This is a genomic window from Pseudomonas sp. PAMC 25886 (genome assembly GCF_000242655.1).
Lineage (GTDB): Bacteria > Pseudomonadota > Gammaproteobacteria > Pseudomonadales > Pseudomonadaceae > Aquipseudomonas.
This window is the reverse complement of sequence record NZ_AHHC01000092.1, coordinates 39,794-58,269: the sequence shown is the minus strand read 5'-3', so window position 1 is coordinate 58,269 and position 18,476 is coordinate 39,794. Positions and strand designations below refer to the sequence as shown.

16 protein-coding genes and 1 pseudogene are annotated in these 18,476 nt (G+C 61.5%); 9 read left to right on the top strand and 8 right to left on the bottom strand.

All coding sequences use genetic code 11. The features are described 5' to 3' along the window. The first annotated feature begins 188 nt into the window (after nucleotides 1–188). From purL to MUM_RS01000000132780, 3 genes and pseudogenes are all read left to right on the top strand, one after another. The gene (gene purL / locus MUM_RS0130895) at nucleotides 189–4,085 is read left to right on the top strand and encodes a phosphoribosylformylglycinamidine synthase (RefSeq protein WP_010176844.1); all 3,897 of its coding nucleotides are present in this window, start codon (nucleotides 189–191) and stop codon (nucleotides 4,083–4,085) included. Nucleotides 4,086–4,089: 4 nt separating this feature from the next. Beyond that, complete coding sequence (locus tag MUM_RS0130890) at nucleotides 4,090–4,401, top strand: NIF3 1 (RefSeq protein WP_010176843.1); 312 nt, start codon at nucleotides 4,090–4,092, stop codon at nucleotides 4,399–4,401. Between the two features lie 108 nt (nucleotides 4,402–4,509). Beyond that, nucleotides 4,510–4,695, top strand: a pseudogene (locus MUM_RS01000000132780) (DUF6124 family protein); the annotation flags it as partial. A 226-nt stretch (nucleotides 4,696–4,921) separates the two neighbouring features. Here MUM_RS01000000132780 and nagE read toward each other — a convergent pair. From nagE to MUM_RS0130860, 5 genes are read right to left on the bottom strand one after another with little or no spacing between them, the layout of a single operon-like run. Then, nucleotides 4,922–6,628, bottom strand: coding sequence for an N-acetylglucosamine-specific PTS transporter subunit IIBC (nagE, locus tag MUM_RS0130880; RefSeq protein WP_010176841.1), 1,707 nt, complete (start codon nucleotides 6,626–6,628; stop codon nucleotides 4,922–4,924). Nucleotides 6,629–6,654: 26 nt separating this feature from the next. After that, nucleotides 6,655–9,162, bottom strand: a complete 2,508-nt coding sequence (gene ptsP, locus MUM_RS0130875) for a phosphoenolpyruvate--protein phosphotransferase (RefSeq protein ID WP_010176840.1) — start codon at nucleotides 9,160–9,162, stop codon at nucleotides 6,655–6,657. Between the two features lie 36 nt (nucleotides 9,163–9,198). After that, a complete protein-coding gene (locus MUM_RS0130870; RefSeq protein WP_029616167.1) occupies nucleotides 9,199–10,221 on the bottom strand; it encodes an SIS domain-containing protein in 1,023 nt (340 codons plus the stop codon). Next, complete coding sequence (gene nagA, locus MUM_RS0130865; RefSeq protein ID WP_010176838.1) at nucleotides 10,202–11,308, bottom strand: N-acetylglucosamine-6-phosphate deacetylase; 1,107 nt, start codon at nucleotides 11,306–11,308, stop codon at nucleotides 10,202–10,204. Before nagA ends, MUM_RS0130870 begins: the two co-directional genes overlap by 20 nt. 10 nt (nucleotides 11,309–11,318) lie before the next feature. After that, a complete protein-coding gene (locus MUM_RS0130860) occupies nucleotides 11,319–12,077 on the bottom strand; it encodes a GntR family transcriptional regulator (protein WP_010176837.1) in 759 nt (252 codons plus the stop codon). A gap of 1 nt (nucleotide 12,078) precedes the next feature. Between MUM_RS0130860 and MUM_RS1000000134455 the strand changes: the two genes are divergently transcribed. Continuing rightward, nucleotides 12,079–12,450 (top strand): hypothetical protein, encoded by a 372-nt coding sequence (locus tag MUM_RS1000000134455; protein ID WP_141629577.1) that lies wholly within the window; start codon nucleotides 12,079–12,081, stop codon nucleotides 12,448–12,450. A gap of 28 nt (nucleotides 12,451–12,478) precedes the next feature. Here the strand turns inward: MUM_RS1000000134455 and MUM_RS0130855 are convergent, their stop codons facing one another. The 3 genes from MUM_RS0130855 to MUM_RS0130845 form a co-directional block, all read right to left on the bottom strand. Next, entirely contained in the window at nucleotides 12,479–13,723 is a 1,245-nt protein-coding gene (locus MUM_RS0130855) for a YncE family protein (protein WP_010176836.1), read from the bottom strand. A gap of 129 nt (nucleotides 13,724–13,852) precedes the next feature. Then, the gene (locus MUM_RS0130850; RefSeq protein WP_010176835.1) at nucleotides 13,853–14,356 is read right to left on the bottom strand and encodes a L,D-transpeptidase family protein; all 504 of its coding nucleotides are present in this window, start codon (nucleotides 14,354–14,356) and stop codon (nucleotides 13,853–13,855) included. A 43-nt stretch (nucleotides 14,357–14,399) separates the two neighbouring features. Continuing rightward, complete coding sequence (locus tag MUM_RS0130845) at nucleotides 14,400–14,948, bottom strand: NUDIX hydrolase (protein WP_003209606.1); 549 nt, start codon at nucleotides 14,946–14,948, stop codon at nucleotides 14,400–14,402. A 146-nt stretch (nucleotides 14,949–15,094) separates the two neighbouring features. Between MUM_RS0130845 and MUM_RS0130840 the strand changes: the two genes are divergently transcribed. From MUM_RS0130840 to purT, 5 genes are all read left to right on the top strand, one after another. Then, nucleotides 15,095–15,697 carry a CoA pyrophosphatase gene (locus tag MUM_RS0130840; RefSeq protein WP_010176834.1) on the top strand — a complete coding sequence of 201 codons (603 nt, stop codon included), beginning with the start codon at nucleotides 15,095–15,097 and terminating at the stop codon, nucleotides 15,695–15,697. A 39-nt stretch (nucleotides 15,698–15,736) separates the two neighbouring features. Further along, nucleotides 15,737–16,261: a gamma carbonic anhydrase family protein gene (locus MUM_RS0130835; protein WP_010176833.1), complete on the top strand. Its 525-nt coding sequence runs from the start codon at nucleotides 15,737–15,739 to the stop codon at nucleotides 16,259–16,261. Then, nucleotides 16,258–16,473, top strand: coding sequence for a DUF1289 domain-containing protein (locus MUM_RS0130830; RefSeq protein ID WP_010176832.1), 216 nt, complete (start codon nucleotides 16,258–16,260; stop codon nucleotides 16,471–16,473). Before MUM_RS0130835 ends, MUM_RS0130830 begins: the two co-directional genes overlap by 4 nt. A 188-nt stretch (nucleotides 16,474–16,661) precedes the next feature. Then, nucleotides 16,662–17,129, top strand: a complete 468-nt coding sequence (locus MUM_RS0130825; protein WP_003209599.1) for a hypothetical protein — start codon at nucleotides 16,662–16,664, stop codon at nucleotides 17,127–17,129. A gap of 70 nt (nucleotides 17,130–17,199) precedes the next feature. Then, nucleotides 17,200–18,381 carry a formate-dependent phosphoribosylglycinamide formyltransferase gene (purT, locus tag MUM_RS0130820; protein ID WP_010176831.1) on the top strand — a complete coding sequence of 394 codons (1,182 nt, stop codon included), beginning with the start codon at nucleotides 17,200–17,202 and terminating at the stop codon, nucleotides 18,379–18,381. Nucleotides 18,382–18,476 lie beyond the last annotated feature (95 nt).

Sequence of the window (18,476 nt, the reverse complement as noted above, 5' to 3'; positions counted from 1 at the left end):
GCTTGGCAGCCGATTGTGACGGTTAAAATAACTGCCCAGAACAGCGGGTATGGCCATCTGATATCGTGCGATTTATGCCAACTGACGTCCGGCTGCGGCCACTGGTGCCGTTTCGGGTGCCGTTGGCGACGGTTTACGCTAGAATGCACGGCCTCAAAGCACACCCCCTTCCCGAGGCTGTCCCGAAGATGTTGATCCTGCGCGGCGCTCCTGCCCTTTCTGCCTTTCGCCACAGCAAACTCCTTGAGCAACTGAGCCAGAAGGTACCTTCTGTCAGTGGCTTGTATGCTGAATTTGCTCACTTCGCCGACGTTAACGGCGTTTTGACCGCCGACGAACAGCAAGTGCTGGCGCGCCTTCTGAAGTACGGTCCCAGCGTTCCTGTTCAAGAGCCTAACGGCCGCTTGTTCCTGGTCCTGCCACGGTTCGGCACCATCTCGCCCTGGTCGAGCAAGGCCAGCGACATCGCCCGCAACTGCGGCCTGGAAAAAATCCAGCGTCTGGAGCGCGGGATCGCCTTCTATGTAGCAGGCCAGTTCAGCGACGCCGAGGCCGAGCTGATCGCCAGCAGCCTGCACGACCGCATGACTCAGATCATCAAAGGCCAGCTGGAACAGGCCGCCGGTCTGTTCAGCCACGCCGAGCCAAAGCCGCTGACCGCGATTGACGTGCTCGGTGGTGGTCGCGCCGCGCTGGAAACGGCCAACACCGAACTGGGCCTGGCCCTCGCCGAAGACGAAATTGACTACCTGGTCAACGCCTTCATCGGCCTGAAGCGCAACCCGCACGACATCGAACTGATGATGTTCGCCCAGGCGAACTCCGAGCACTGCCGTCACAAGATCTTCAACGCCAGTTGGGACATCGACGGCCAGAGCCAGGAAAAAAGCCTGTTCGGCATGATCAAGAACACCTACGTGATGCACAGCGAAGGCGTTCTGTCGGCTTATAAAGACAACGCCTCGGTGATCGTCGGCAGCGTGGCTGGCCGCTTCTTCCCGGACCCTGAAACCCGCCAGTACGGCGCGGTGCAGGAGCCGGTGCACATCCTGATGAAAGTCGAGACTCACAACCACCCGACCGCGATTGCTCCGTTCCCGGGCGCAGCCACCGGTTCCGGCGGCGAGATTCGCGACGAAGGTGCAACCGGTCGTGGCGCCAAGCCAAAGGCCGGCCTCACTGGCTTCACCGTATCCAACCTGCAGATCCCGGGCTTCGAACAGCCGTGGGAAGTGCCGTACGGCAAGCCTGAGCGCATCGTCACCGCGCTGGACATCATGATCGAAGGCCCGCTGGGCGGCGCTGCGTTCAACAACGAATTCGGGCGTCCGGCCCTGACCGGTTACTTCCGTACCTTCGAACAATCCATCACCACCCCGCGTGGCGATGAAGTGCGCGGTTACCACAAGCCGATCATGTTGGCCGGCGGCATGGGCAACATCCGCGCCGAACACGTACAGAAAGGCGAGATTCTGGTCGGCTCCAAGCTGATCGTCCTCGGCGGCCCGGCCATGTTGATCGGCCTGGGCGGCGGCGCCGCTTCCTCCATGGCCACCGGCACCAGCTCCGCAGACCTGGACTTCGCGTCCGTACAGCGTGAAAACCCTGAAATGGAACGCCGTTGCCAGGAAGTCATCGACCGTTGCTGGCAGTTGGGTGACAAGAACCCGATCAGCTTCATCCACGACGTGGGCGCGGGCGGTTTGTCCAACGCCTTCCCGGAACTGGTCAACGATGGCGACCGTGGCGGCCGCTTCGAACTGCGCGACATTCCAAACGACGAGCCGGGCATGGCCCCGCACGAAATCTGGAGCAACGAATCCCAGGAACGCTATGTGTTGGCGGTGGGTCCTGCGGACTTCGAACGCTTCCAGGCGATCTGCGAACGCGAGCGCTGCCCGTTTGCCGTGGTCGGCGAAGCCACTGCCGAGCCGCAACTGACGGTCACCGACAGCCACTTCGGCAACAGCCCGGTAGACATGCCGCTGGAAGTGCTGCTGGGCAAGGCCCCACGCATGCACCGTTCGGCCGTGCGTGAAAACGAACTGGGCGACGATTTCGATCCGTCCACCCTGGCCATCGCCGACTGCGTGGAGCGCGTCCTGCACCACCCGGCCGTTGCCAGCAAAAGCTTCCTGATCACCATTGGCGACCGCACCATTACCGGTCTGGTTGCCCGTGATCAAATGGTCGGCCCGTGGCAGGTTCCGGTGGCAGACGTTGCCGTCACCGCCACCAGCTTCGACGTCTACACCGGTGAAGCCATGGCCATGGGCGAGCGCACTCCGCTGGCGCTGCTGGACGCTCCGGCGTCGGGCCGCATGGCTATTGGCGAAACCCTGACCAACATCGCCGCGTCGCGCATCGCCAAGATCTCCGACATCAAGCTGTCTGCCAACTGGATGTCCGCTGCCGGCCACCCGGGTGAAGATGCGCGCCTGTACGACACCGTGAAAGCAGTCGGCATGGAGCTGTGCCCTGAGCTGGGCATCACCATTCCGGTGGGCAAGGACTCCATGTCCATGGCCACCCGCTGGAACGATGAAGGCGTGGACAAGAGCGTTACCTCGCCGCTGTCGCTGATCGTTACCGGCTTTGCGCCAGTGACCGACATTCGCCAGACCCTGACCCCGCAACTGCGCATGGACAAGGGCACCACCGACCTGATCCTGATCGACCTCGGTCGCGGCCAGAACCGCATGGGCGCCTCGATCCTCGCCCAGGTGCACGGCAAGCTCGGCAAGCAGGCTCCGGACGTCGACGACGCCGAAGACCTGAAAGCCTTCTTCGCGGTGATCCAGGGCCTGAACGCCGACGGTCACCTGTTGGCGTACCACGACCGTTCCGACGGTGGTTTGCTGACCAGCGCCGTGGAAATGGCCTTCGCCGGTCACTGCGGCCTGAGCCTGAACCTCGATGGCCTGGCGGAAACCTCTGCCGACATCACCGCGATCCTGTTCAACGAAGAACTGGGCGCCGTGATCCAGGTTCGCCAGGACGCAACGCCAGACGTACTCGCACAATTCAGCGCCGCTGGCCTGGGCGACTGCGTGGCCGTAGTGGGCCAGCCGATCAACAACGGTGAAATCAACATCGTCTTCAACGGCGAAACCGTGTTTGAAGGCCAGCGCCGCCTGCTGCAACGCCAGTGGGCCGAGACCAGCTACCAGATCCAGCGCCTGCGTGACAACGCCGACTGCGCCGAGCAGGAATTCGACGTGATCCTGGAAGAAGACAACCCGGGCCTGAGCACCAAGCTCAGCTTCGACGTCAACCAGGACATCGCCGCGCCTTACATCAAGAAAGGCATCCGCCCACAAGTGGCCGTATTGCGTGAGCAGGGCGTCAACGGTCAGGTGGAAATGGCGGCAGCGTTCGATCGTGCCGGCTTCAATGCGATCGACGTGCACATGAGCGACATCCTCGCCGGTCGCGTTGACCTCAATGAGTTCAAAGGCCTGGTTGCCTGCGGCGGTTTCTCCTACGGCGACGTATTGGGTGCCGGTGAAGGCTGGGCCAAATCGGCCCTGTTCAACAGCCGTGCCCGCGACGCGTTCCAGGGCTTCTTCGAGCGTAACGACAGCTTCACCCTGGGTGTGTGCAACGGTTGCCAGATGATGTCCAACCTCAGCGAACTGATCCCGGGCAGCGAGTTCTGGCCGCACTTCGTGCGTAACCGTTCCGAGCAGTTCGAAGCCCGTGTGGCGATGGTGCAGGTGCAGGAATCCAACTCGATCTTCCTGCAGGGCATGGCCGGTTCGCGTATGCCGATCGCCATTGCCCATGGTGAAGGCCATGCCGAGTTCTCCAGCGAAGAAGCACTGCTGGAAGCCGACCTGTCCGGTACCGTGGCCCTGCGTTTCGTCGACAACCACGGCAAGGTCACCGAAGGCTACCCGGCCAACCCGAACGGCTCGCCGCGCGGGATCACCGGCCTCACCAGCCGCGACGGTCGCGTCACCATCATGATGCCGCACCCGGAGCGTGTGTTCCGCGCCGTGCAGAACTCGTGGCGCCCGGAAGAGTGGAACGAAGACGGCGCGTGGATGCGCATGTTCCGTAACGCTCGTGTGTGGGTGAACTAAGACGGTGTACAAGCTCGCCTTCTTTGTGCCCGACAGCCATGTGGAGACGGTGAAAACCGCCGTCTTCGCAGCCGGCGGCGGGCGCATCGGCCACTACGACAACTGCGCCTGGCAGGTACTGGGGCAGGGCCAATTCCGCGCGATGGACGGCAGCCAGCCGTTTATCGGGCAGGTGGGCCAGGTTGAAGTGGTTGAGGAATGGAAGGTTGAGCTGGTGGTGGCGGATGAGTTGATCGTGGCTGTGGTGGCTGCGTTGAAACTGAGCCATCCGTACGAGACACCGGCGTATGAAGTGTGGCAGTTGGCGGATTTTTGATTCGTCGGCTGCAAAACAAGAAACCCGCTGGGCCAGTTTGGTCAGCGGGTTTTTTGTTGGCTGTGAGGGCCTCATCGCGGGCAAGCCCGGCTCCCATATTTGACTGCATTGCTGGCCAACGCCTCTCAGGATCTGGCCTCCGTGCAAGCGCTGACAGTTCATCTGGCGTTTGAAGTCGACGGTTCCCACCGTGATGTGGCGCTGGGGATTTGTCGGGTGCAGGAGGGGATTCAAATGATGGTGGATCGGATGCTGGACTTGTATGAGTTGCCTGAACAGGCGGACCCAGCTTAGAAACGTTTCTTCCCTATAGGCAATCACCCTGTGGTGAGCGGGCTTGCCCCGCGCTGGGCTGCGCAGCGGCCCTAAAACCTGCCACAGGGTTCTATCTGAAAAAATGCGGCGTTCTTATTGGGGCTGCTGCGCAGCCCAGCGCGGGGCAAGCCCGCTCACCACAAGCAAGCTCGCTCACCACAAGCAAGCCCGCTCACCACAAGCAAGCTCGCTCACCACAATTTTGCTAGGCGCCGGTTACGGCTTCGCGGCCGCTGACCAGCCGTTCCAGTGCCTCACCCAACCCCGACGCCTTGTCACCAATCAGCAAGTGCCACACACCGCTCTCAAGCTGGCTCACGCCCTGGCAACCCAGTGCCGTCAGTTGGGACTCGGACAGCACCGAACCATCCCCCAATTCCACCCGCAACCGCGTCATCGCCACCGCGTCCAGTTGCAGCACATTGGCCCGACCGCCCAGCGCGCTCAGCCATTTCTCGGCCTCGTGCACATTCACCGGTACGCTCCTCTCAACAGGCGCAACCACCGCCGCAGGCGCCGCCACATACGAAGGCATCGCCAACCGAATCTCATCGGCAATGCTGTCCGCCATCGGCCCGACCACCACCTGCAGGCTCCCGCCATTACCCGGCCGAACCACAGCCATGGCGCCCAGCGCTTTCAAATCGGCATCCACCGCCTTGTTGCGATCCACCATGTCCAACCGCAGGCGCGTCGTGCAGGCACCCACGCTCAGCAGATTCTCCGCACCACCCAGCGCCCGAATGTAAGCCCCGGCCCGCTGGTTATCGGTCATGGCCTCGGCCTGTGCGACCTGAATATCCTCACGCCCCGGCGTCTTCAAGTTGAACCGGCGAATGCAGTAATTGAACACGCTGTAGTAGATCACCGCGTACGCCAGCCCAACCGGGAATACCAGCCAGCCGTTGGTTGACTTGCCCCAACCCAGCACCATGTCGATAAACCCGCCGGAGAAGGTAAAACCCAGGTGGATGTTGAGCATGTTGGTGATCGCCATCGACAACCCGGTCAACAGCGCATGCACCAGGTACAGGAACGGCGCGAGGAACATGAACGCGAACTCGATCGGTTCGGTCACGCCGGTGAGGAACGAGGTCAGTGCCATCGACAGGAAAATCCCGCCCATGATCTTGCGCCGTTCCGGCAGTGCATTGCGGTACATCGCCAGGCACGCCGCCGGCAGGCCGAACAGCATGACCGGGAACATGCCGGTCATGAACTGGCCGCCTTTGGGGTCGCCTGCGAAGTAGCGGGTCAGGTCGCCGGTCACCACCGCGCCTGTCGTCGGGTCGGTAAAGGTACCGAACACAAACCACGCCATGTTGTTGAGGATGTGGTGCAAGCCGGTGACGATCAGCAGACGGTTGAACACGCCGAACACGAACGCACCGAAGCTGCCGCTTTCCATCAGCAGCACGCCGAAGCTGTTGATGCCTTGCTGCACCGGTGGCCAGATCAAACCAAAGATCACCCCCAGCGCCACTGCCGAAAACCCGGTGACGATCGGCACAAACCGTCGCCCCCCAAAGAACGCCAGGTACTCCGGCAGCTTGATGTCCTTGAAGCGGTTATACAGCGCGCCGGCCATCAAGCCGCTGGCGATGCCCGCGAGCATGCCCATGTTGATGCTGGCGTCCATCACCTTGAGGGTGGAGACCATCACCAGGTAACCAATGGCCCCCGCCAGGCCCGCCGTGCCGTTGTTGTCGCGGGCAAAACCCACGGCAATCCCGATGGCGAAGATCAGCGCCAGGTTGGCGAAGATCGCCTGCCCGGCGTCGTGCATCACCGCGATGTTCAGCAAGTCGGTGTCGCCCAGTCGCAGCAGGAGGCCGGCGATCGGCAAAATCGCGATCGGCAGCATCAGCGCACGGCCCAGGCGTTGCAGCCCTTCGATAAAATATTGGTACACGGCGTGTCTCCCTATTCTTGTTGTTTTCAGCTCAGCGGCCAGTGGTGTTGACAGGCTTGGCGAACGGCTTTGGCGCTGCTCAGGTTAAGCAGGCTTTGGCTCAGTTGCCGGCATTGGGCTGCGTCCAGGTGGCGGACACGGTCCTTGATTTCTCCGATTTGCGGCGGGCTGACGGACAGCTCGCTGATGCCCAGGCCGATCAGCACCGGCGTGGCCAGCGGGTCGGACGCAAGCGCACCGCACACACCCACCCAGCGGCCATGTTTGGCGGCGCCGGTGCAGGTCTGGGCGATCAGCCGCAGCAGCGCCGGGTGCAGGGCGTCGACCCGGGCGGCGAGGCCGGCGTGGTCGCGGTCCATGGCCAGGGTGTACTGGGACAGGTCGTTGGTGCCAATGGACAAGAAGTCCGCGTGCTCGGCCAGTTGTTCGGCCATCAGCGCGGCGGCGGGCACTTCGATCATCACCCCCAGCTCCGGGCGTTGGGTCAGTTCCAGCTCGGCGCACAGCTCATCGAGGCGCTGGCGGATCTGTAGCAGTTCGTCGACTTCGCTGACCATCGGCAGCAGGATCCGGCAACGCTCCAACGGGCTTACCTGGAGGAGGGCGCGCAGTTGCTGGTCCAGCAGTTCCGGGCGCACCTGGGCCATGCGAATGCCCCGCAGGCCCAGCACCGGATTGGTCTCGAACGGCAGCGGCAGGTAGTCGAGCTGCTTGTCGCCGCCCACATCGATGGTGCGGATGATTACGGACTTGTCGCCCATGGCATCCAGCACGGCTTGATAGGCCTGACGTTGCTCTTGCTCGTCGGGCGCAGTGCGGCGGTCGACGAAGAGGAATTCAGTGCGCAGCAGGCCGACGCCATCGGCGCCGTTCTCAAAGGCCAGTTGGGCTTCGGCGCTGGAGGCAACGTTCGCGGCCACTTCAATCCGCACGCCATCTTGAGTGCTGGCGGTGCCTTGAGCGTTGGCCTGTTGCTGCTGGCGCCGCAGTTTTTGTGCGTCGCGCAACTGGTGAACCTGGGCATGGCGCGCGTCATCCGGCGTCAGTTCCAGCCGGCCATTGGCGGCATCCAGCACCACACGCTGGCCTTGAGGGACATCAAGCAATTCAGTGCCCAGCGCAACCACACACGGCAAGCCTTTACCCCGCGCCAGAATCGCCACGTGAGAGGTTGCACCGCCTTCAGCCATGCAGATACCCGCCGCGTGTTGTTGGCTCAGTTGCAGCAGATCCGAGGGGGTCAATTCATGGGCCGAGACGATCGCGTCGGCCGGTAATTCGAAATGCCAGGCCTCGCCCAACAGCGCCCGCAGCACGCGTTGTTGCAAGTCCCGCAGGTCGTTGGCACGTTCGGCGAACAGCGGTTTGCCGAGGGCCAGCAGCACCGCGCACTGGGCCTGGATCGCGTCGCGCCAGGCGTGAGTGGCAGCGCTGCCATGTTCGATGGCGGCGGTGGCGGCCTCCAGCAGCGTCGGGTCTTCGAGCAGCGCCAGGTGGGCAGCGAAGATTTCTTCTTCCTCCACATCCTTGCGCTGGCGGGCCTGGTCCAGGGTGTGGCGGATTTCACCGCGCACGTGTTCCAGGGCGGTGTCCAGGTGCTGCAGTTGCTCATCCGGGACGTTATTGCCCAAGTCTGCCGGCAGCTCGATTCCGTTCAGACGGAACAGCGGGCCGCAGACCAGGCCGGGCGCGGCGCAGACGCCTTGCAGTACACCGGCTTCGGTATTTGCACGGCGCGGGGCAATGACCACTGGCGCGTGATGTTCTTCGCCAACTGCCACCGACAGCGCGGCGACCAGTGCTTGCAGCGCCGCTTCACAATCCTTGCCCCGGCAGGTGACCTGCACCTCGTCCTGCTCGCCAATCCCGAGGCCCATCAAGCCGATCAGGCTGTCGCACGAGGCCGACTTGCCGGCGAAATGCAGCTGCGACTGGCTGCTGAATGCCTGCGCCGTCTTGCGCACCAAGGCAGCAGGGCGCGCATGCAGGCCGCCACGGTGGGTGATGCGAATCGTCGCGCTGGCTTCAGTGACCGACTCATCAATCACTTTCGCCGCCCCGGCCAACCGCGCAACCACGTGCAGCAGCGGCTCGCCGACCTTTACCGTCTTCAAGGTGATCGGCCGCAGCTCAAACAACTCGCTGTTGGTCAGGATGATCAGGCTGACCAGGCTTTTGCACTGGCGCGCGATCAGGTCCAGGTCAAACTGCACCAGCGCCTGGCCCTTGCTGACCCGCGCGCCTGGCTTGACCAGCAGCGCAAACCCTTCGCCATTCAGTTCCACCGTGTCGATGCCCAGGTGCATCAGCAACTCAGCGCCGTTATCCGCGCGAATGGTCAGCGCATGCCCGGTGCGGGCGACATGGATGATCACCCCATCGCACGGCGCATGCAGGCAATCGTTGAGCGGGTCGATGGCAATGCCGTCGCCCATGGCGCCACTGGCGAACACTTCGTCGGGAACGTTGCCCAGGATCAGCACCGGCCCGCTGAGGGGGGCGCTGAGGGTGAGGTCTTTATTGTTGTTGGACATGGGCACGGTACTCATCAGGAAAACGCTGCAATCAACTCAGTGGGTACGGGTCACTTTGCTCAAGTGACGCGGTTGGTCCGGGTCCATGCCTCGGGCCTCTGCCAAACCGGCGGCCATCACATAGAAGCTCTGGATCGCCAGGATCGGGTCCAATGCCGGGTGTTCGGCGCGGCTCAGGGTCAGGTCGCGTTCGGCGATGTCGTCGGGGGCGGCCAGCAGCACGCGGGCACCGCGCTGGCGCATGTCGGCGGCCAGGCTCAGCAGGCCGGCTTGTTCAGCACCGCGCGGGGCAAAGACCAGCAGCGGGTAGTTGTCATCGATCAGGGCCATCGGCCCGTGGCGCACTTCGGCGCTGCTGAAGGCTTCGGCCTGGATCGCCGAGGTTTCCTTGAGCTTGAGCGCGGCTTCCTGGGCGATGGCAAAGCCGGCACCACGGCCGATCACCATCAGTTGCTGGCAGTCGCGCAGGGCGTTGATGGCCACGCTCCAGTCTTGTTTGGCGGCTTCACGCAAACCGTCGGGCAAGGCCTTGCAGGCCTGGAGCAACTCGTCTTCCTGGTTCCAGTGGCCGATCAATTGGGCGCTGGCACTCAGGGTGGCAATAAAGCTTTTGGTGGCGGCAACGCTGCGTTCCGGCCCGGCGCACAGCGGCACGTGGAATTCGCAGGCGGCTTCCAGCGGTGAGTCTTCGGCGTTGACCATCGAGATGCTCAAGGCGCCACGTTTGCGCAACAGGCGCAGGCTGTTGACCAGGTCCGGGCTTTGCCCCGACTGGGAGAAGCCGAACGCCACTTGCCCGCTGACCTTGAGCGGCGATTGCAGCATGGTCACCACCGACATCGGCAACGACGCCACCGGAATCCCCAGGTGCTGCATGGTCAGGTAGGCGAAGTAGCTGGCGGCGTGGTCCGAGCTGCCGCGGGCGATGGTCATCGCCACTTGCGGCGGCTGGCGTCGCAGACGGCCGGCGACTTCCACCAGCAGCGGGTCCAGGCGTTGCAGTTGAGCCTCGACGGCCTCACAGGAGGCCAGGGCCTCTTCAAGCATTTTTGAAGTCAATGGTTTCTCCTTCGACCATTACGTCGGTGAGGTTCAGGGAGCGGTCCAGGCGCACGCAGTCGGCAAAGCTGCCGGGTTGCAGGCGACCGCGTTCTTCGAGGCCCAGGTAGTCCGCAGGAAATTGCGACAGGCGTTGTGAGGCTTCGCTGATCGGCAGGCCGATCTTCACCAGGTTGCGCAGCGCCTGGTCCATGGTCAGGGTGCTGCCGGCCAGCGTTCCATCGGCCAGGCGTACGCCGCCCAGGCACTTGGTCACGGTGTGGCTGCCCAGCTTGTATTCACCGTCAGGCATGCCGGCGGCGGCGGTGGAGTCGGTGACGCAGTACAGGCACGGGATCGAACGCAGGGCCACGCGCATGGCGCCGGGGTGCACGTGCAACAGGTCGGGAATCAGTTCGGCGTATTGGGCGTGGGCCAGCGCCGCGCCGACGATGCCGGGCTCGCGGTGATGCAGCGGGCTCATGGCGTTGTACAAGTGGGTGAAGCTGGTGGCGCCGGCGGCGAGGGCGGCGACGCCTTCCTCGTAGCTGCCCAGGGTGTGACCGATCTGCATGCGCACGCCGCGTTCGCTGAGGGCGCGGATCAGGCCGTCGTGGCCGGCGATTTCCGGGGCAATCGTGATCACCCGGATCGGCGCCAGGCGCAGGTATTCTTCGACTTCAGCCATCAAGGCGGTGTGGGCGAAGTTCGGTTGTGCGCCGAGTTTTCCCGGATTGATGTAGGGGCCTTCCAGATGCACGCCGAGCACACGGGCGGTGCCGGTCGGGCGGCTTTCGCAGTAAGTGCCGATTTCGCCGAGCACGCGGGAAATTTCGTCCACCGGCGCGGTCATGGTGGTGGCCAGCAGGGAGGTGGTACCAAATCGTACGTGGGTGCGGGTAATGGTCTGAAAGGCGTCGCTGCCTTCCATGATGTCTTTGCCGCCACCGCCGTGTACGTGCAGGTCGATAAAGCCTGGCAGCAGGTACGGCAGGTCGTTGTCAGCCGGGTCGCACGGGCTGCCTTCAATGGCAGTCACCTTGCCGTGCTGGTGCACCAGGCGGCCGCGAATCCAGCCGCTGGGCGTGAGGATGTTGTCTTCGGACATGGGCAGTTCTCTAAATTCGCAGTTCAGCGGAATAGTCGTGGCGGCGCAGTTCTGCGACGAAGTCGTAGTAGTCGTTGCGGCAGTAGGTGTCGGTGATTTCTATTGGCGTGTTGTCGGCGGTGTAGCCCACCCGGGTCATCAGCAGCATGGCGGTGCCGGGGGCGATGCCCACCAGGGCCGCGAACTCGTCCGAGGCGTTGATTGCCTGGATGTGTTGCAGGGCGCGCACGATGGGTTTGCCGATGCTTTCCAGGTATTCGTAGAGCGAATTGCCGATGGCCTGCGGGTGCGGGAGGACGGAGGCGGGCATGGCGGTCATTTCAATCGCCATCACCGTGTCGTCGGCCTTACGTAAACGCTTGAGGCGCGCGACCTTGTCGCTGGGCGACAGGCCCAGGCGGATCAATTCTTCATGGGTGGGCGGGGTGATCTCGCGCTCCAGCCACTGGGAAGTCGGCACAAACCCCTTGAGCCGGAGCATTTCGCTGAAGCCCGAGAGGCGCGACAGCGGCTGTTCCAGGCGTGGCGTGATAAAGGTTCCGGAGCCTTGGCTGCGACGGATCAGGCCTTGTTCGAACAGCACTTCCAGCGCCTTGCGGGCTGTGACTCGGGAAATGCTCAGTTGCTCGCTGAGGGCACGTTCCGAAGGCAATGCCTGCTCGGATTTCCATTGGCCGGCATGAATCGCGGCTTCCAGGTTGCGGGCCAGTTGCAGGTACAGCGGCGTCGATTGTTTGTCGTCGGGGCGCAGGGTCAGGATGGGGTTCATCGTGTCGGTTTCCGATGCGGTTATTGGAGTGTTGTCGCCCGGTAGTGATCGAAAGCTAATACCACTTAAATACCATGTCAATGCAGCGAAAACGGTGCAGACGAGTGTTTGCGGGCGCTTTAATAGTGCGCCAGATCAAGTGGTATTAGAGAGGTCTTTTTCATGGACGAAGGTTACAGCCCCCGGTGAGGGCGCCGTGACCGAAATGGTATTCACCCCGGAGGGGCTGACACGCGTTGAATTTTTTTTGAATAAATTTGGTATTACTACAAATTCTGCCTTTCAGAAGTCGATACGCGCGGGGCAACGGATGATGGACCGCGGCAAAAGCCACCCGGCACCGAAGGTGCGACGCCGGATGGTAGCTGGCTGAATAGTGCTCTCAGCGTGTTGTAGCAGGCTCAGTTGGGGAGTTTGATGGTAAGCACGTCCCTATCACGTTCTGATTGGGTATACAGCCAGCCACCGTCCGGACTTATTTCGAGAGTGCCTCGGCCGATATCGTTCGCGCCAATGTAGTGAATGTCGCCGCTGTTTATACGCAGGTCCAGAATAAAGCTGCCCAAAAGGTCATAGAGGTACAAACGCTCGGCGTTGGGGCTGATAGCGATCTCCTCCATTGAAAGATGCCCATGCTCTATTCTCTTTTCAACGGTGTTAGTTACCGTGGTGATCACTGCAACCCAGGACGTGAAGTCACCTACCCAAGGATTTTTTGCTCCGATAGCCGCGTACACTTTTTTTCCGTCAATACTGACGGCCATGCTGGTGGAGTAGCCTTCTAACGGAATGCTCTTTTCGATTTCATGGCGTGAGGTGTTAATCACCAAAACTACACTACCGTCCTCGTAAAGATCAGCGGAGTCGGCGACAGCATAGGCGTAACCATTTGCGTTAAAGGTAATAGCACGCACGAAACCGGGTGTGTCCAGGTTCTTGAGTACTTTGTTATGCTCGATATCAACGACGTTGATACCCGTGTCGGACGTGACATAGGCAATGTTTCCCGCAGGATTGATAGCGATCAGGAAAGGATGGGGGTGTGAGAGGGAGAGCGTCTTCTCAATAGTATTTGAGTGGGTATTGATCACGGCTACCGTAGAAATGTTGCCATTGCACACATACACGTGTTTACCATCCTGGCTGGCAGCTATGCCAAGAGGGCGCTCGAAGCCTTCAATTTCTTTAATGACCTCTTTTTTCTCAGTGTCGATTACAGATACATCTCCCTGGAAAGCGACTGCGTAGAAGTGCTTCCCGTCAGGACTGAATGTACCTGCGTAATAATCGCCGTCGATAGGGATGACTTGCTGTTGAACAACGATCTGAGCCCAGACTTTACTTCCCTGATACTCGGCAACCAGTGAGTGCGAGCCCACAGCAGCAGCGGTGTCGCATTGTGTGCCCTTTAACGTGAACCTGCCTTCACTATCGGCTTTAAAGCCATGTTGGCCGAACGTGCCGTCTGCATAGTGAAAACCTTTGGGTAAGGTGATGTTGATTGTGGCGTCTTTTGCGTGAGGGTGATGTATTTTTAACTTGATATCTTTCAGCGGTTTTCCGGGAGTGGCGTTATAGCGAACAACTTGATGAAAGTGCCCCTTCGGATCTTGGGGGTCTATAAAGCGCAGGTCGGTATTGGACATGGGATAACTCCTGTAATGGATGGTGAATGCCCCCGTATTAGGGACGTTCCATTCAGGTGTTTCTACTGTCAAACTTCACAGTTCTTGAGACGATATAGGAATAGAGTTATTAACTAAAACGTATAAACATCAAGGACGAATCTCGATCATCGTGCCGTCTTTCACCAGGTTCCAGACCTCGCGCATGTCGACATTGCGCATGCCGATGCAGCCGTCGGTCCAGTCCAGGGTGTGGAACAGCTCTTCGGGGTAGTCCTCGGCGTCGGGGGTGCCGTGGATCATGATCATGCTGCCGGGTTTTACCCCTTCGCGGCGGGCGCGGGCGGAGTCGCTGATGTTGGGGTAGGAAATGTGCATGGCCAGGTTGAAACGGTCGCTGGTCTTGCGCCAGTCGATCCAGTAGAAGCCTTCCGGGGTTCGACGGTCGCCTTCCATCAGCTTGGTGCCCTTGGGGTTTTTGCCCAGGGAAATTCGATAGGTCTTGAGGGGCTTGCCGTCGTTGATCAGTTGCAACTGATGGGCGGACTTGAGCACCAGGATTTTCTCGACGGGTTTGCCGCCCAGGATCAGTTGGGTGGAGGCTGGCGACAGCGTGGCAAACGACAGGCAGATCAGAGCAAGCAACCAACGCATTAAAACGGTATCCCCTGAGAAGACTACGTGCCGCCTGGAGTTGTTATTTGGCCAATTGGGTCAGTGGCGGCACCGACTCGCTGCGCACCGGATACGACTGTTGCCGGCGGTCAGCAAAAAAGCATTCTAAGGTACGCCCGACCGTGCGGAAAGCCAGCTCTGACCAAGGGATGTCGGCTTCATCGAATAATCGCACTTCGAGGCTTTCGGGGCCTGCGGCAAAGTCCAGGTCGATCAGCTCGGCGCGGTAGAAGATGTGCACCTGACTGATGTGCGGCACGTCGATCAGGGTATAGATGCTCAGGTTGCGCACCCGGGCGCAGGCTTCTTCCAGGGTTTCGCGCATGGCGGCCTGCTCGACGGTCTCGCCGTTCTCCATGAAGCCGGCGGGCAGGGTCCAGAAGCCCAGGCGCGGCTCGATGGCGCGGCGGCACAGCAACACTTGATCGCCCCATACCGGCACGGTGCCCGCGACGATATTGGGGTTCTGATAGTGAATGGTCTGACAGTGATCGCAGACATAACGCAGGCGTGCGTCGCCTTCGGGAATGCGCTGGGTGACCGGTTTACCGCACTGGCTGCAGAAGTTCATGCTGGGGTTCCTGGAGAGTGCGCCTATCTTGGCGTGACCGGGTATGGGCTGCAAGTTGTCGTTTAGCGACATGGCCAGGGTTTTGGGGTTGGGCGTGCGCAAGGTTTGGTGCATGATGCAAGGTAGCCAACAGACCGAGATGACTCATGCTGGACGAGCTACTTCGCCGGGTAAGCAATCATACGCCCCACACGCTGGAGACCGACGGTCGTTTCCCGGAAGCGGCGGTACTGGTGCCGATCACCCGCAGTGACGAACCCGAGCTGATCCTGACCTTGCGCGCCAGCGGGTTGTCCACCCATGGCGGCGAAGTGGCGTTCCCTGGCGGGCGCCGCGACCCCGACGATCCCGACCTGATATTCACCGCGCTACGTGAAGCCGAAGAAGAAATCGGCCTGCCGCCAGGGCTGGTGGAAGTCATCGGCCCGTTGAGCCCGCTGATTTCCCTGCACGGTATCCGTGTCACGCCTTATGTAGGCGTTATTCCTGATTACGTTGAATACTTGGCGAATGACGCCGAGATCGCGGCTGTTTTCAGCGTGCCCCTGGAGTTTTTTCGCCAGGACCCGCGCGAACATACCCACCGTATCGATTACCAGGGCCGCAGTTGGTACGTGCCCAGTTATCGGTTTGGCGAATACAAGATCTGGGGCCTGACGGCGATCATGATTGTCGAGTTGATCAATCTGCTCTATGACGATGCCGACATCAGCCTGCATCGACCGCCGAAAAGCTTCATCAATACCTAAGAGCCAGATGGCCATCGTTTCCGCCGTGAGGAACCACCTATGAAATACCGCCTGGGCGACGCCCGAGTCGAAACCCATCCCGACAGCTGGGTGGCCCCCAATGCCACGCTGGTGGGCAAGGTCAAGCTGGAGGAGGGCGCCAATGTCTGGTTCAACGCGGTGTTGCGCGGCGACAACGAGCTGATCCTGATCGGCAAGAACAGCAACGTGCAGGACGGCAGCGTGATGCACACCGACATGGGCTACCCGCTGACACTGGGCACCGGCGTGACCATTGGCCATAACGCCATGCTGCATGGCTGCACCGTCGACGATTACAGCCTGATCGGCATCAATGCGGTCATCCTCAACGGGGCGAAGATCGGCAAGCACTGCATCATCGGCGCCAATTCGCTGATTGGCGAAGGCAAGGAAATTCCCGACGGTTCGCTGGTGATGGGCTCGCCGGGCAAGGTGGTGCGGGAACTGACTGACGTGCAGAAGAAGATGCTTGAGGCCAGCGCTGCGCACTATGTGCATAACGCCCGGCGTTATGCGCGTGACCTGGTTGAGCAGGAAGAATGAACCCGGTGGAACGCCCCGTCGCCTCGCCCTGCGTGAGCATTTGTGCGCTGGATGACGACGATATTTGCACCGGTTGCCAGCGTACGGTGGATGAAATAACCCGCTGGAGCCGCATGGACAACGCCGAGCGCCGGGTGGTGCTGGGGTTGTGCCATGAGCGGGCGAAGGCGAGTGGGCTGGTGTGGATGATTCCGGGGAAGTCTAACGCTTGACCCTGTGGTGAGGGGGCTTGTCCCCCGTTGGGCTGCGAAGCGGCCCCAGTATAGCCACCGCATTTCTTCAGGCAGAACTTCATGGCAGGTTTTGGGGCTGCAACGCAGCCCAACGGGGGACAAGCCCCCTCGCCACAGGCTTTCATTGTGCAGTACCCTGTGCCCCTTGTTCACAGGTCCCTCGCCCCATGTTCTTCCTGATTGCCTACATCAGCAGTGTCGTGCTGATCAACTTTGCCTTTTCCACCGCCCCGCACCTGGACGTCATCTGGTCTGCCTGGGGCGGCTTGGTGTTTGTATTGCGGGACATGGTGCAAACCCGCTTCGGCCATGGCGCGATCATCGCCATGCTCGCGGCGCTCGTGCTGTCCTACATCACGTCCGATCCATCCATCGCCCTGGCCAGCGCCACGGCGTTTGCGGTGTCGGAGTGCATCGACTGGCTGGTGTTCAGCATCACCAAGCGTCCGCTCCACGATCGCCTGTGGATAAGTTCGGCGCTGAGCATTCCCCTCGATACCTTCATCTTCTTCGGTCTGATCGGCGCGCTGACGCCTGCGGTGGCGGGCACTGCGCTGGTCTCGAAATTCGCCGGCGTTACCGTGGTATGGCTGGCCATGGCCTGGCGTTTGCGCCGGCAGCGCGTCGCCAACTGAAGCCAATCTTTACAGTTCATGTAAAATGCCGGCCTTTCTCCACCATGATCCGCTCCCCTGAGGACCTGAGATGACCCGAATCGGAACTCCATTGTCGCCAACCGCGACCCGCGTAATGCTGTGTGGCTGCGGTGAGCTGGGCAAGGAAGTGGTAATCGAACTGCAACGCCTGGGCGTTGAAGTGATTGCCGTGGATCGCTACGCCAACGCGCCGGCCATGCAGGTTGCGCACCGTAGCCACGTGATCAATATGCTCGATGGCGCCGCCCTGCGTGCCGTGATCGAAGCCGAAAAGCCGCACTTCATCGTGCCGGAAATCGAAGCGATCGCCACCGCGACCCTGGTTGAGCTGGAAGCCGAAGGCTTCACCGTGATCCCGACCGCTCGCGCGACGCTGCTGACCATGAACCGTGAAGGCATCCGTCGCCTGGCCGCCGAAGAGCTGGACCTGCCGACCTCGCCGTACCACTTCGCCGACACCTTCGAGGACTACAGCAAGGCTGTCCAGGACCTGGGCTTCCCATGCGTGGTCAAGCCGGTGATGAGTTCGTCGGGCAAGGGTCAGAGCCTGCTGCGCAGCGCGGATGACGTGCAGAAAGCCTGGGATTACGCCCAGGAAGGCGGCCGTGCCGGCAAGGGCCGCGTGATCATCGAAGGCTTTATCGACTTCGATTACGAAATCACCCTGTTGACCGTGCGCCACATCGGCGGCACCACCTTCTGCGCACCCGTCGGCCACCGTCAGGAGAAGGGCGACTACCAGGAATCCTGGCAGCCACAGGCCATGAGCCCGATTGCCCTGGCCGAATCCGAGCGTGTTGCCAAAGCGGTGACCGAGGCCTTGGGTGGTCGTGGTCTGTTTGGCGTTGAGCTGTTTATCAAAGGCGATCAAGTGTGGTTCAGCGAAGTCTCGCCACGCCCGCATGACACCGGCCTGGTGACCCTGATTTCCCAGGACTTGTCGCAGTTTGCCCTGCATGCACGGGCAATTCTCGGCCTGCCGATCCCGTTGATCCGTCAGTTCGGACCGTCGGCCTCGGCGGTGATCCTGGTGGAAGGGCAATCGACCCAGACCGCGTTTGCCAACCTGGGTGCAGCCTTGAGCGAGCCGGATACGGCGTTGCGTCTGTTTGGCAAGCCGGAAGTGAACGGTCAGCGCCGCATGGGCGTGGCACTGGCACGGGATGAGTCGATTGAGGCTGCCCGGGCTAAAGCCACTCGTGCGTCGAAGGCAGTTGTTGTAGAGCTGTAACCGAGGCGCGCTCTTCGCGAGCATGCCCGGCTCCCACAGTTTGATTTGTGAATACAGTCAAATGTGGGAGGGGGCTTGCTCCCGAAAGCGGCCTA